The following is a 13,076-nucleotide window of genomic DNA, read 5'->3' as shown; positions in this document are numbered from 1 at the left end:
GTACGCCCCGGCGCGTAGACGTTCTCCGCACGCCGGGGCACCTGTGGTCGGCAGATGCGCAAGAGGTGTTTCGGCCGCCCTGTGATCCCGCTCAGTAGGCGCGGGCGACGACGGCGACGTTACCGGGTGCGTCGTCGGCGTCGGGCACCGACCCGTCCTCGGCGACCAGACACCGTACGGTCACCGCGTGCTCGGCGAGCCTGGCCTCGCCCTCTTCGCCGAGGTCGGCCCAGGGGATGCGGGCCCAGCCGCCGGCCAGCGCGGCCTCCACGGCCGCGTCGATCGTCGACACGTCCGACGTACGGGATTCCCGGCGCTCCCGGGACTGCCTCAGGAGCAGCGCCTGGTCCTCCTCCAGCATCGCGGGGAGCAGGGCCGCCAGCGCGTCGACCGCCACCGGCTCCTTGCCGCCGGGGATGCGGCGGGCCAGCATCGCCGTGCCGTTCTCCAGGTCACGGGGGCCGACCTCGACGCGTACGGGCACGCCCTTGAGCTCCCAGTCGACGGCGCGGCGTCCGAAGGGGGTGTCCGTGCGGTCGTCGACCTGGACCCGCACACCCGCCGCGGCCAGCCGGTCGCCGATCTCGCGGACCTTGGCCAGAACCGCATCGTCGCCCTTGATCGCGAGGACGACCACCTGTACGGGGGCGAGCCGGGGCGGCACCCGCAACCCGCTGTCATCGCCGTGCGACATGATCAGGCCACCCACCATGCGGGTCGAGCAGCCCCAGGAGGTCTGCCAGACGAGCTCCTGCTTCCCGTCCCTGGACAGATACCGGGTGTTGAACGCCTTCGCGAAGTTCTGCCCCAGCTCGTGACTCGTGCCCAGCTGGAGCGCCTTGCCGTCGCCCATCATGCCTTCGAGCGTGAGGGTGTTGACGGCGCCCGCGAACCGCTCGCCCGCCGTCTTCCGGCCGAGGACGACGTCGATGCCGAGGACGTTCACCATGAAGTCGGCGTAGACCTCCTTGTGGATGTGCGCCGCGTAGTCCCGCGCGTCCTCGTACGTGGCGTGCGCGGTGTGGCCCTCCTGCCAGAGGAATTCGGTCGTTCTCAGGAACACCCGCGGGCGCATCTCCCAACGGACCACGTTCGCCCACTGGTTGATGAGCAGCGGCAGATCGCGGTAGCTCTGCACCCACTTGGAGAAGTACTCGTTGACGATCGTCTCGGAGGTGGGGCGGACGACGACCGGCTCCTCCAGCTCCTTGCCGCCGCCGTGCGTGACCACCGCGAGCTCGGGGGCGAAGCCCTCGACGTGCTCCGCCTCCCGGGTCAGGTACGACTGCGGGATGAACAGCGGGAAGTACGCGTTCTGGGCACCCGCCCGCTTGATCCGGGCGTCCATCTCCTGCTGCATCCGCTCCCACAGCCCGTACCCGTAGGGCCGGATGACCATGGTGCCGCGCACCGGTCCGTTGTCGGCGAGCTCGGCCTTGTTGATCAAGTCCTGGTACCAGCGCGGGAAATCGTCCGCCTGGGGCGTGAGAACGGGTGCCTTTGCCATGCGGGTGATGCTACGGGCACACGTTGCCGGTATGTGAATTCTTGCGCCTTTCGCGGCCGGGGCACAAACGGGTCCCCGCAACCCCTGGACGGCACGTCGAGGGCGGAGTTACCTGACATACGGGGGGAGTGCGGGCCTTACGCGCGGGGGCGGAGGAAAGGAGGCCCGGCGGCAACTCTCGGCGGATTGGGGCACTTTCGATGACACCTACGCTCGTGCGGCAGCGCCCTCCTCATGCGGGCCCGTCGCCCCACGCGGAACGGGGTGCACGCGCGCGTGACTGGGCCGAGATCCAGGAGCGGATGCTGGTGCCGCTCTACGAGGCCGTCTACGACCGGCTCGAAGTGGGCGGCGGGACGCGGCTGCTCGGGCTCGGCTGCGGGTCGGGGCTCGCCCTGCTGATGGCGGCCTCCCGCGGCGCCGCGGTCACGGGTGTCGACTCCTCGTCGCCCGAACGGCTGGCCCTCGCGCGGGAACGGCTGCTGCCCCGGGACGGGGACACCGAACCGCGTGCCGGAGCCCGGATCGTGGCCGGATCCCCGCGGGACTCGGCGGCCGAGGGATCCCCTGCCTACACCCTGGTGACCGCGTTCGAGCCGATCGGCTGCGTGGCCGGGGACTCCGAGGGACTCGGCTCGCTGCTCGGGGAGGCGGCGCCGCTCGCCGGCCGGGGGGCGCCCGTGGTGCTCGTCGGGTGGGGGCCGCCGGAGCGGTGCGCCACCTCGGCCGTGCTGCGGGTGGCCACCAAGCTGGCCGATCCGCTGCGCGGTGCGGCGAGTTGGCGTGCCGCCCGCCGGGACGACCTGGAGGAGGTCGCCCAGCGGGCCGGGCTGCGGCCGGACGGCTCCGGGCGGGTGGCCTCCCCGTTCGGCTACGCCGATGTGGACAGCGCCGTACGCGGGCTGCTCTCCACGGGGCTCTTCGACGCCGCGGTGGACGCCACCGACCAGGCCCAGGTCGACAAGGAGGTGGCCGAGGCGCTGCATCCTCATCTGCGGCGGGACGGGACCGTCTGGATGCCGAACGTGTTCCGGTATCTGATCGCCCGTACGCCCTGAGAGCGGGGCGGGGCGGGGCGCTGCCGTGCCGTGCCGTGCCCTGCCATGCATCAGGCCCGTCGCCGAAGACCGGTGGGTGGGTCGGGGCCGTGCCGGTGCATCAGCCCGTCGCCGTTGGGTGAGGCGTGGGCGTCGGTGGCGACGGGCATCGATGTACCGGCACGGCCCCTCGCGTCGCATTCCGGCTGCGGGCGCGCGGTGGCTTGGGCGCGGTGGCTTGGGCGCGGTGGCTTGGGCGCGGTGGCTTGGGCGCGGTGGCTTGGGCGCGGTGGCTTGGGCGCGGTGGCTTGGGGGTGGTGGCTTGGGGGTGGTGGCTTGGGTGTGGTGGCTTGGGTGTGGTTTCGGGCGCCTGGTCACGCCTCCTTCGTCGTGCGGGGTACTCCGGCGATGCGGTATGCCTCGGCCTCCTCCAGGGTCTCGTTCGCCAGGAGGGCCTCCGCCAGGGCGTCGAGCTGTCCTCGGTGTTCACGCAGCTTCCGGCAGGCCTCCTCGTAGCACTCGTCGACGATGCGGCGCATCTCGTGGTCGATCGAGTCGAGGGTGCCCGGGGCGGCCGAGAGGCCGTACGCCTGCTGGGCGTCGCCCGGCAGCGCGGACAGCCGGCCGACGCGTTCGCTCATGCCCCAGCGGGCCACCATGCCGCGGGCGAGGTTCGTGACCTGTTCCAGGTCGTTCTCCGAGCCCGTGGTGATGACGTCGTAGACGACGTGCTCGGCGGCCATGCCGCCGAGGGCGCCGATGATCCGGCCGCGCAGATACTCCTCGGTGTACGCGTACCGGTCCGCGTCCGGCGTCGAGAGGGTGACGCCGAGGGCGCGGCCGCGCGGGACAATGGTGATCTTGCGGACGGGGTCGGCGCCCGGCCGCAGCATCCCGAGGAGGGCGTGGCCGCTCTCGTGGTACGCGGTGCGGCGGCGTTCCTCGTACGGCATGACCAGGGAGCGTTCGGCGCCGAGCTGGACCTTTTCGAGCGCTTCGGAGAGGTCGCCCTGGGTGACCTCGGACTGCTTGCGCTTGACCGCGAGGAGGGCGGCCTCGTTGGCGAGGTTGGCGAGATCGGCTCCGGTCATGCCCGGGGTCGTACGGGCCACCTGGGTCAGGTCCACGTCGGGGGCGAGCGGGATCTCGCGGGTGTGGATCTCCAGGATCGCCTCCCGGCCGCCGCGGTCGGGGGGCGAGACGTTGACGACACGGTCGAAGCGGCCGGGGCGGGTGAGCGCCGGGTCCAGGATGTCCGCGCGGTTGGTGGCGGCGATGACGATGACGCCCTCGGCGCCCGAGAAGCCGTCCATCTCGGTGAGGATCTGGTTGAGCGTCTGTTCGCGCTCGTCGTGGCCGCCCATCGCGGAGCCGCCCGAGCGCGACCGTCCGATGGTGTCGATCTCGTCGATGAAGATGATGGACGGGGCCACCTTGCGGGCCTCGGCGAACAGTTCGCGGACGCGCGAGGCGCCGACGCCCACGATCATCTCGATGAACTCGGAGGCGGAGGCGGAGAAGAAGGGGACGCCCGCCTCGCCCGCGACCGCCCGCGCGAGCAGGGTCTTCCCGGTGCCGGGCGGCCCCGCGAGCAGCACGCCGCGGGGCATCTTCGCGCCCATCCTGCGGTACGCGTCGGGATTCTTGAGGAAGTCGACGACGTCGTTGAGCTCGCCGGCCACCTCGTCGATGCCGGCCACGTCCGAGAACGTGGTGCGCTTGCCGCCGGGCACGAGTTCGACCGGTTTCGGGGGCGCCTTGCGGCCGAGCATGCCGCCCGCGCCGCCCATGCCGGAGCCCATGCGCCGGGCGATGAAGATCCACAGGACGACCAGCAGGATCATCGGGGCGAGCGAGATCAGCAGGTTGAACAGGAAGCTGCGCTCCTGCACGACCGGCGAGGCGGTCACCGTGACGTCGTGCTTCTGGAGGTTGTCCCAGAGCTTGTCGTCCGCGAAGACCGGGCGCTGTGTCTTGAACTTGGTGTATTTCCCGCCGCCGTCGGGCTTCTCCTGGGAGTTCTTGAGCTGTCCCTGGATCGCGTCGCCCTTGGCGTAGATCTTGGTGACGTTGCCGTCGTCGACCTGCCGGCTGAACTCCGTGTACGAGATCGTCGGTTCGTTGCCCTTGTTGTAGAAGGACAGCACCAGGTTGGCGATCAGGAACACGATGAGCGCGGCCAGGGCCAGGCTCCACCAGCCGCCGGGCAGCTTCCGCCGGCCGCCCGGCGGCGGTGTCGGCTCGGGTGGCGTGCCTTCGGTACGCCACGGCTGGTCCGGTGCCTTGCGGGGCGGCACGGGATTGCTCATACAGGGACGTTACGACACATGGCGGACACCGGCACCCGCGGTCGTGCCGCTGGGGGCGCCTCTCGGTGAGAGGCGCCCCCAGCGGGCGTCACGACGGCGTTCCCGTACGGGACGGGAGGGTGGTCCGGGGCGTCAGCCCATGAACTTCTTGAACTCGTCCGGCAGCTCGAAGTTGTCCTGGGCGTTCTGCTGCGGGAGGCCGAAGGCGTTGCCGCCCTGCGCGCCGGCCTCGCGGCGGGCGGCCTCCTCTTCCTCCTGCTGCTTGCGCTTCATCGGGTTGCCGGAGCGCTGCTTGCCCTTGGCCACCTTCGGCTTCTTCTTGGCGCGGCCGGGGCCGCCGCCCATGCCCGGCATCCCGGGCATGCCCGGCATCCCGCCGCCCTGGGCCATGCGGGACATCATCTTGCGGGCCTCGAAGAAGCGCTCGACCAGGCCCTTGACCGCGCTGACCTCGACGCCGGAACCCTTGGCGATACGGGCGCGGCGCGAGCCGTTGATGATCGTCGGGTCCTGGCGCTCGCCCGGGGTCATCGACTTGATGATCGCGCCGACGCGGTCGACGTCCCGCTCGTCCAGGTTGTTGATCTGGTCCTTGATCTGGCCCATGCCCGGGAGCATGCCGAGCAGCTTGCTGATGCTGCCCATCTTCCGGACCTGCTCCATCTGGGCCAGGAAGTCGTCCAGGGTGAAGTCCTGGCCCTTCTTGGACGCCAGCTTGGAGGCCATCTTCTCGGCCTCTTCCTGGCTGAACGTCTTCTCCGCCTGCTCGATCAGGGTGAGGAGGTCACCCATGTCGAGGATGCGGGAAGCCATCCGGTCCGGGTGGAAGGCGTCGAAGTCGTCGAGCTTCTCGCCGTTCGAGGCGAACATGATCGGCTTGCCGGTGATCTGCCGGATCGACAGGGCGGCACCACCGCGGGCGTCACCGTCGAGCTTGGAGAGCACCACGCCGTCGAAGCCGACGCCGTCGCGGAAGGCCTCGGCCGTGTTGACGGCGTCCTGGCCGATCATCGCGTCGACGACGAAGAGGATCTCGTCGGGGCTGACGGCGTCGCGGATGTCCGCGGCCTGCTGCATCAGCTCCTGGTCGATGCCGAGGCGGCCGGCGGTGTCCACGATCACGATGTCGTGGACCTTGGCCTTGGCGAACTCGATGGAGTCCTTGGCGACCTTGACCGGGTCGCCGACGCCGTTGCCCGGCTCGGGGGCGTACACGGCGATGCCCGCGCGCTCGGCGACGACGCTGAGCTGGTTCACCGCGTTCGGACGCTGGAGGTCGGCGGCGACGAGGATCGGGGAGTGGCCCTGGTCCTTGAGCCACTTGCCGAGCTTTCCGGCGAGCGTGGTCTTTCCCGCGCCCTGGAGGCCCGCGAGCATGATCACGGTGGGCGGGTTCTTGGCGAACCGCAGACGGCGGGTCTCGCCGCCGAGGATCGTCACGAGCTCGTCGTTGACGATCTTCAGAACCTGCTGGGCGGGGTTGAGGGCCCTGGAGACATCGCTGCCCATGGCCCGTTCCTTGACGTTCTTGATGAACGTGCGGACGACGGGCAGGGCGACATCGGCTTCGAGGAGCGCGATGCGGATCTCGCGTGCCGTGGCGTCGATGTCCGCCTCACTGAGGCGCCCCTTGCCGCGGAGGTTTTTGAACGTCGCGCTGAGGCGGTCGGAGAGGGTATCGAACACGGTGGCTTCGGTCCTCGGAGTCGGGGTCGTTTCGGGCTGCCCTCCAGGGTATCTGTCCCCGCAAGCGATTCGTCCCCGCACACCGCATTCGGCGGGCTGGGACGGCCGCCGCGGCGGCCGGGACGGGTCCGCGCCCGGGAGGGAGCACGGGTCCGCGCCCCCGCGCGGACCGCGATCCGCCCACCGGATCGCCCCGGGGGTCGCGGAGATCACATGCCCGCGCGGCGGGGCGGGCGCCGGGTCAGGAGCGCAGGGCCTCCTCCAGGGAGCGGGCCACCGAGGCGGCCTCCTCCCCCGGCAGGGGTTCGCCCTTGGTGCCCGTCACGTAGAAGGCGTCCACGGCGTTCGCGCCGAGCGTGGAGACGTGCATGCTCCGCACCCGCACCCGCGCCGTCTCCAGGGCCCGCCCGATGCGGTGCAGCAGGCCGGGTGCGTCATGGGCGCGGACCTCGATGACCGTGGCCAGGCGGGACGCGGCGGGGGCGACGGTGACCCGTGCGGGGGGCGCGACGACGCCCCGGCGGCGCGGGTAGGCGGCGTCGCGCTCGGCGAGGCGGGCGGCGATGTCGAGGGAGCCGTCGAGGGCGCGGACGAGGTCGGCGCGCAGCCGGGCCGCCTGCGGCAGGGAGCCGTACTCGGCGGCGACGCGCCAGTTGAGCAGCAGGACCGAGCCCTCGACGCCGTCGGGCAGGTCCAGGGCGCGCAGCTCGGCGGTGCGGACGGTCAGCCGGTGCATGGCGAGGACGCCGGCCACCGAGGGGAGCACGCCGGGCTGGTCGGGGACGGCGATGAGGAGTTCCACGCCGAGCGGCTCCGGGTCCTCGGGGCCGGTGCCGGGTTCGGCGTCGGTGTCGACGGGTTCGGTCTGGGCGCGCAGGGACAGCACGGGTCCGCCGGTGCGGCACGCCTCGATCGCGAGGCGTTCCATCTCGGCGGTCGGCGCGACGGCCTCGGGTTCCTCGGGCGCGTCCCCCGCGAGTACCGCCGAGACCCGTTTGACCAGGTCGGTGACGAGGGACCCGCGCCAGGAGGACCAGGCGGCGGGCCCGGTGGCCAGCGCGTCCGCCTCGGTGAGGGCGTGCAGCAGCTCCAGGGTGCCCTGGGAGCCGACGGCCTCGGCGACGGAGCGGACGGTGGCCGGGTCCTCCAGGTCGCGCCGGGTCGCGGTGTCGACGAGCAGCAGATGGTGGCGTACGAGGGTGGCGAGCACCGCGGCGTCCGTGCGGTCGAAGCCGATACGGGTGGCCACGTCACGGGCGATGATCTCGCCGGCCACGGAGTGGTCGCCGGGCCAGCCCTTGCCGATGTCGTGGAGCAGCGCGGCGACGAGGAGGAGGTCGGGGCGGCCGACGCGGCGGGTCAGTTCGGAGGCGCGGACGGCCGTCTCGATGAGGTGGCGGTCGACGGTCCAGATGTGGACGGCGTTGCGCTGCGGCCGGCAGCGCACCCGCTCCCAGTCGGGCAGCAGCCGGGTGATCAGCCCTTCGGCCTCCAGCGCCTCCCAGACCTCGATGGTGGGCCGGCCCGAGCCGAGGAGGGTGACGAGCTGTTCGCGTGCCTCGGCGGGCCAGGGCGTGGGGAGGGGACGTACGGAGGCGGCCAGACGGCGTACGGCGTGCAGGGACAGCGGCAGGTCCGCCTGCGCGGCGGCGGCCGCGGCCCGCAGCGGGAGCACGGGGTCGCGTTCGGGCCGGGCGGCGCGGGCGAGCACGACCTCGCCGTCCTGTTCGACGACTCCCTCGGCGAGGGGGGAGCGTTCGGCGACGGGCTTGCCGCCGCCGAGCATGGCGCGCAGCCTCGGCCGCACCGCGCGCGAGCGCAGGACGCGTCCCACCTCGCGCCAAGTGACGTCGGACGCGTACGAGACGACGCGGGCGGCCTCGTAGACCTGGCGCAGCAGGGTGTCGGCGTCCAGCAGTCCGAGTTCGGCGGCGACCTGGTCCTGTTCCTGGAGGGCGAGGCGGTCGGTGGCGCGGCCGGTGGCCAGGTGCAGGGCGTCGCGGACGTCCAGGAGCCGGCGGCGGGCGTCGGCGAGGCCTTCGCGGGGTGCGTCGGCGAGCCAGGACGCGGCGACGGCGCGCAGCGCGGTGGCGTCGCGCAGTCCGCCGCGTGCCTCCTTCAGGTCGGGTTCGAGGAGGTACTGGAGTTCGCCCTGGCGTTCGGCGCGTTCCGCGCACAGCTCCTGGAGTTCGGGCAGGCGCTTGGGGGCCTGGTTGCGCCAGTCGGCGAGGACGGCGGTGCGCAGTCCCGCGGTGAGGCCGAGGTCGCCGGCGAGATGGCGGGCGTCGAGGAGGCCGAGCTGGACCTTGAGGTCGTCGGAGGCGGTCTTGCGGGCCTCGGCCGGGGTGCGGACCGAGTGGTCGAGGGCGAGGCCGAGGTCCCACACGGGGTACCAGAGGCGGTCGGCGAGGGCGGCGACGGCACCGGAGTCGGAGCCGTCGTGCAGGAGGAGCAGGTCGAGGTCGCTGCGGGGGGAGAGCTCGCCGCGGCCGTAGCCGCCGACGGCGACGAGGGAGACTCCGCGCAGGCCCTCGGATCCGGCGGCGAACAGCCCGGTCAGCCAGTCGTCGGTCAGTTCGGCGAGGGCGGCACGGCGCGGCGGCCCGGACCGCGCCCCCTCCTGGAGGAGGCGCAGCCGGGCCGCCGCGTAGCCGCTGGGTCCCGAGTCCTCGTCTTCCACTCGCGTGTCCGTGCTCGTCACCCAGCGACTCCTGTCTTTCTGTTCCTGCGGGCCGGTCCCGTCAGAGTGCGTCGGGGCCGCGCTCGCCGGTGCGGACGCGGACGGCCGTGTCGACCGGTACGGACCACACCTTGCCGTCACCGATCTTGCCGGTACGGGCCGCCTTCACGACGACGTCGACGAGCTGTTCGGCGTCGTCGTCCTCGACCAGCACCTCGATGCGGATCTTGGGGACGAGGTCGACCGTGTACTCGGCGCCGCGGTACACCTCGGTGTGTCCCCGCTGCCGACCGTAGCCGCTCGCCTCGGTGACCGTCAGTCCGTGGACGCCGAAGGCCTGGAGCGCCTCCTTGATCTCGTCGAGCCGGTGGGGCTTGACGACGGCGGTGATGAGCTTCATGCGTCCACCTTCTTGGCGTCCGTGTCGGCCGGGACGGGTGCGGCGGTCCGGGCGGAGCCGCCACCGGCACCGCTGAAGTCGTATGCGGTCTCGGCGTGCTCGGCCTGGTCGATGCCGGCGATCTCCTCGTCCTCGGTGACCCGCATACCGAGGGTCTTGTCGATGACGAAGGCGAGGATCGCGGAGACGACCAGGGAGTAGCCGAGGACGGCGAAGACGCCGGCGCACTGCTTCCAGAACTGCGTCAGGCCGCCGCCGTAGAAGAGACCCTCGACCGTCGACTGGCCCTTGCCGCTGGCGAAGAGGCCGATCAGCAGGGAGCCGATGACTCCGCCGACGAGATGGACGCCGACGACGTCCAGGGAGTCGTCGTAGTTGAACCTGTACTTCAGGCCGACGGCCATGGCACACAGGACACCGGCGATGGCACCGACCGCGATGGCACCGAGCGGGGAGACCGCGCCACCGGACGGGGTGATGGCGACGAGACCGGCGACCGCGCCGGAGGCGGCGCCCAGCGTGGTGAACGCGCCGTGCCGGATCTTCTCGTAGAGGAGCCAGGCCAGCATGGCGGCCGCGGTGGCGACCTGCGTGTTGACGAACATCAGCGCGCCGACGCCGTCGTCGTTGCCGAGCCACGAGCCGGCGTTGAATCCGAACCAGCCGAACCACAGCAGGCCGGAGCCGAGCATCACCAGCGGGAGGCTGTGCGGGCGCATCGGGTCCTTCTTGAAACCGACACGCTTGCCGATGACCAAGATCACGCCGAGTGCCGCGGCGCCCGCGTTGATGTGGACCGCCGTACCACCGGCGAAGTCGATCACGCCGAGGTCGAAGGCCCAGCCGCCGGTGCCCCACACCCAGTGGGCGACCGGGAAGTAGACGAGCGTGGCCCACAGGGTGATGAACAGCGACCACGCGGTGAACTTCACCCGGTCCGCGAGCGCACCGCTTATCAGCGCGGGCGTGATGATCGCGAACATGAGCTGGAAGACCATGAAGACGAAGACCGGGATGGTGTATCCGGGCCAGAGTTCCGTCAGACCGATGTTGCTGAGGCCGACCCAGTCGGAGGTCCAGCCGATGAACGATCCCTTGTCCGTGCCGAAGGCGAGGGAGAAGCCGTAGAGCACCCACAGGATGGTGATGATGCCCATGCTGATGAAGCTCATCATCAGCATGTTCAGGGTGCTCTTGACCCGGACCATGCCTCCGTAGAAGAAGGCGAGGCCCGGCGTCATGATGAGCACGAGGGCGGAAGCAATGAGCATGAAGCCTGTGTTCGCGGAGGACAGCTTGGGTGCCTCCGCGGCAAGCGTGATGGCTGGTGCCATCGGCGTCTCCTCGTCGTTGGTACGGCCCCGTGCGGGCGAAGCCTGGATGGTCGTGAGGGGTGGGCCGGTTATGCGCCATGAGATTGACGCAGCGCCGTTTCCGTGGACGCCCCTCGATGTTTCGCACCCGTGACGAAGGCACTCCGCGTGTTACACGTTCATGAACTGACCCATTGCGGTCGAAGCGATCGTTATCGTGACGCAATCTCCTGCGGGACGCCCACGGCGTCCGGGGCGGGGCCGGCCAGGGTTGCCGTACGGGCTGTCCCGGCGGTGGCCGGCCTCCCGCGCGGGAGCGGCGCGGGACGGGGCCGCACACAGCGGAACCGGCCACGGCGGGCCGTCCGATGACCTGGCATGGGGGAGCCGGTCGGGCAGTTCGGGACGGCCGGCCGCAGCCGGGGTACTGGGCGGGGCCGCCTCGGCGGCCGGGGGTCAGACGGCCTCGGCGGTCTCGGGCAGGTCGACGGCGAGCTGGTCGGTGAGGTCGATGACCTCGGCGAGGTCGCCGAACTCGCGGACCGCGGTGTCGACCGTCTTTCGGATACGAGTGTTGACGCGCTCGGAGCGCACTTTCTTGCCGACCCTCAGGGCTTCTTTGGCCAGGACCGCACTCTGCTCGGGCTCACGCTGGAGCAGGTGCACGGTGGCCATGCCGATGAGGTTGAGCGCGTACGACCGCTGGTGCTCGGAGTCCTTGCCGAAGCGGTCGACCGCCTGCTGCATGAGGGGCTCGGCCATGGAGGCGTACGTGGGGCTGCGCCCGGCGACGTAGGCGAGGTCGCGGTAGGAGTGCGAGTTCTCGCCGTACAGCTCGGCCTTGGAGAAGAAGCGGATCCAGTCGGGGTCCGGCTCGTCCCACTCGTGCACGTCGGTGAAGGTGTCCTCGGCCATGCGGACGGCCCGCTTGCACTTTCCCGGCTGGCCCATGTTGGCGTAGGCGCGGGCCTCCATCGCATACAGCATCGACTGCGTGCGCGGGCCCGCGCAGTCACGGCTTCCGTACTGGGCGAGGTGAATCAGCTCCAGCGCGTCCTCCGGCCGCCCGAGGTGGATCATCTGGCGGCTCATGCTGGAGAGGATGTACGAGCCGAGCGGTTTGTCGCCCGCCTCCTTCGAGGCGTGCAGCGCGAGCACGAAGTACTTCTGGGCGGTGGGCTGGAGGCCCACGTCGTAGCTCATCCAGCCCGCCAGCTCGGCGAGTTCGGCGGCGACCTTGAACAGCCGCTTCTCGGTGGCGGCGGGCTGCGGTTCCTGGAGCAGGTCCGTCACCTCGTGCAGCTGGCCGACGACGGCCTTGCGGCGCAGTCCGCCGCCGCACTGCGCGTCCCACTGACGGAACATCACGGTGGTGGATTCCAGGAGGTCGAGCTCCGGCTGGGAGAGCCGGCCGCCGCGGCGGGTCGAGGCCGGCGGCTCGGCCGGCTCGTACGGCGCCGCGGGTGTGGGGACGAGCCAGCGCTGCATGGGCTCGATGAGGGCCGGGCCCGCGGAGAGGCCCAGCGAGCTGCCGAGGAAGCCGCGCCGCGCCAGCATCAGGTCGCTGCGCGAGTACTCGCTGATCAGCGCGACGGTCTGGGGGCCGGTCCACGGCAGGTCGATGCCGGACACGGAGGGTGCCTGGTGGGCGGTGCGCAGACCGAGGTCCTCCACGGCGACGACACAGCCGAACCGCTCGGAGAACAGCTCGGAGAGGATCCGCGGGATCGGCTCGCGCGGGTTCTCCCCGTCCAGCCAGCGGCGCACCCGCGAGGTGTCCGTCGAGATGTGGTTGGCCCCCAACTGGCGGGCCCTGCGGTTCACCTGACGCGCCAGCTCGCCCTTCGACCAGCCACTGCGCACGAACCACGAGCCGAGCAGCTCGTTCGGGCGCTTGTCAGCGTTCGTCCCGCCTCCGCCGTTGCCGCCCACTGGAACGCCCCCACTCCCCGAGACCACTTGTCGCCGCTCTGCGCCAAGCCCTATCAGAATGCCCGTAAACACGGCTGCGCGTCCGGTAGTTCTCACCCTTCGAACGGGAACCCGCCTTGCCCTTGGCATACTCACGAGTAAACAAGAGCCCAGGACTCATGCACACAAAGTAATCCTACGATCACGCGTCCAGCCATGGCGATCCATGAAAC

At 71.3% G+C, this 13,076-nt stretch carries 8 protein-coding genes; 1 reads left to right on the top strand and 7 read right to left on the bottom strand.

Translation table 11 applies throughout. From position 1 onward, the window contains the following. Positions 1–91 precede the first annotated feature (91 nt). Entirely contained in the window at positions 92–1,507 is a 1,416-nt protein-coding gene (gene proS / locus WJM95_RS23850; RefSeq protein WP_339131839.1) for a proline--tRNA ligase, read from the bottom strand. 200 nt (positions 1,508–1,707) lie between these two features. Here proS and WJM95_RS23845 point away from each other — a divergent pair, with 200 nt between their 5' ends. Continuing rightward, the gene (locus WJM95_RS23845) at positions 1,708–2,565 is read left to right on the top strand and encodes an SAM-dependent methyltransferase (RefSeq protein WP_339131838.1); all 858 of its coding nucleotides are present in this window, start codon (positions 1,708–1,710) and stop codon (positions 2,563–2,565) included. A 353-nt stretch (positions 2,566–2,918) separates the two neighbouring features. Here the strand turns inward: WJM95_RS23845 and ftsH are convergent, their stop codons facing one another. From ftsH to WJM95_RS23815, 6 genes are all read right to left on the bottom strand, one after another. After that, a complete protein-coding gene (ftsH, locus tag WJM95_RS23840) occupies positions 2,919–4,853 on the bottom strand; it encodes an ATP-dependent zinc metalloprotease FtsH (protein WP_339131837.1) in 1,935 nt (644 codons plus the stop codon). A gap of 132 nt (positions 4,854–4,985) precedes the next feature. Then, a complete protein-coding gene (gene ffh / locus WJM95_RS23835; RefSeq protein WP_339131836.1) occupies positions 4,986–6,539 on the bottom strand; it encodes a signal recognition particle protein in 1,554 nt (517 codons plus the stop codon). Between the two features lie 241 nt (positions 6,540–6,780). Next, positions 6,781–9,240: a [protein-PII] uridylyltransferase gene (locus tag WJM95_RS23830; RefSeq protein ID WP_339131835.1), complete on the bottom strand. Its 2,460-nt coding sequence runs from the start codon at positions 9,238–9,240 to the stop codon at positions 6,781–6,783. 40 nt (positions 9,241–9,280) lie between these two features. Next, a complete protein-coding gene (locus WJM95_RS23825; RefSeq protein ID WP_037625082.1) occupies positions 9,281–9,619 on the bottom strand; it encodes a P-II family nitrogen regulator in 339 nt (112 codons plus the stop codon). Beyond that, complete coding sequence (locus tag WJM95_RS23820; protein ID WP_339131834.1) at positions 9,616–10,953, bottom strand: ammonium transporter; 1,338 nt, start codon at positions 10,951–10,953, stop codon at positions 9,616–9,618. Before WJM95_RS23820 ends, WJM95_RS23825 begins: the two co-directional genes overlap by 4 nt. Positions 10,954–11,388: 435 nt before the next feature. Continuing rightward, entirely contained in the window at positions 11,389–12,864 is a 1,476-nt protein-coding gene (locus tag WJM95_RS23815; RefSeq protein WP_339131833.1) for a hypothetical protein, read from the bottom strand. Positions 12,865–13,076 lie beyond the last annotated feature (212 nt).

The sequence above is a fragment of the Streptomyces sp. f51 genome (assembly GCF_037940415.1).
Taxonomy (GTDB): domain Bacteria; phylum Actinomycetota; class Actinomycetes; order Streptomycetales; family Streptomycetaceae; genus Streptomyces.
The sequence above is the reverse complement of the archived record's forward strand: the minus strand, read 5'-3'. Positions and strand labels throughout refer to the sequence as shown.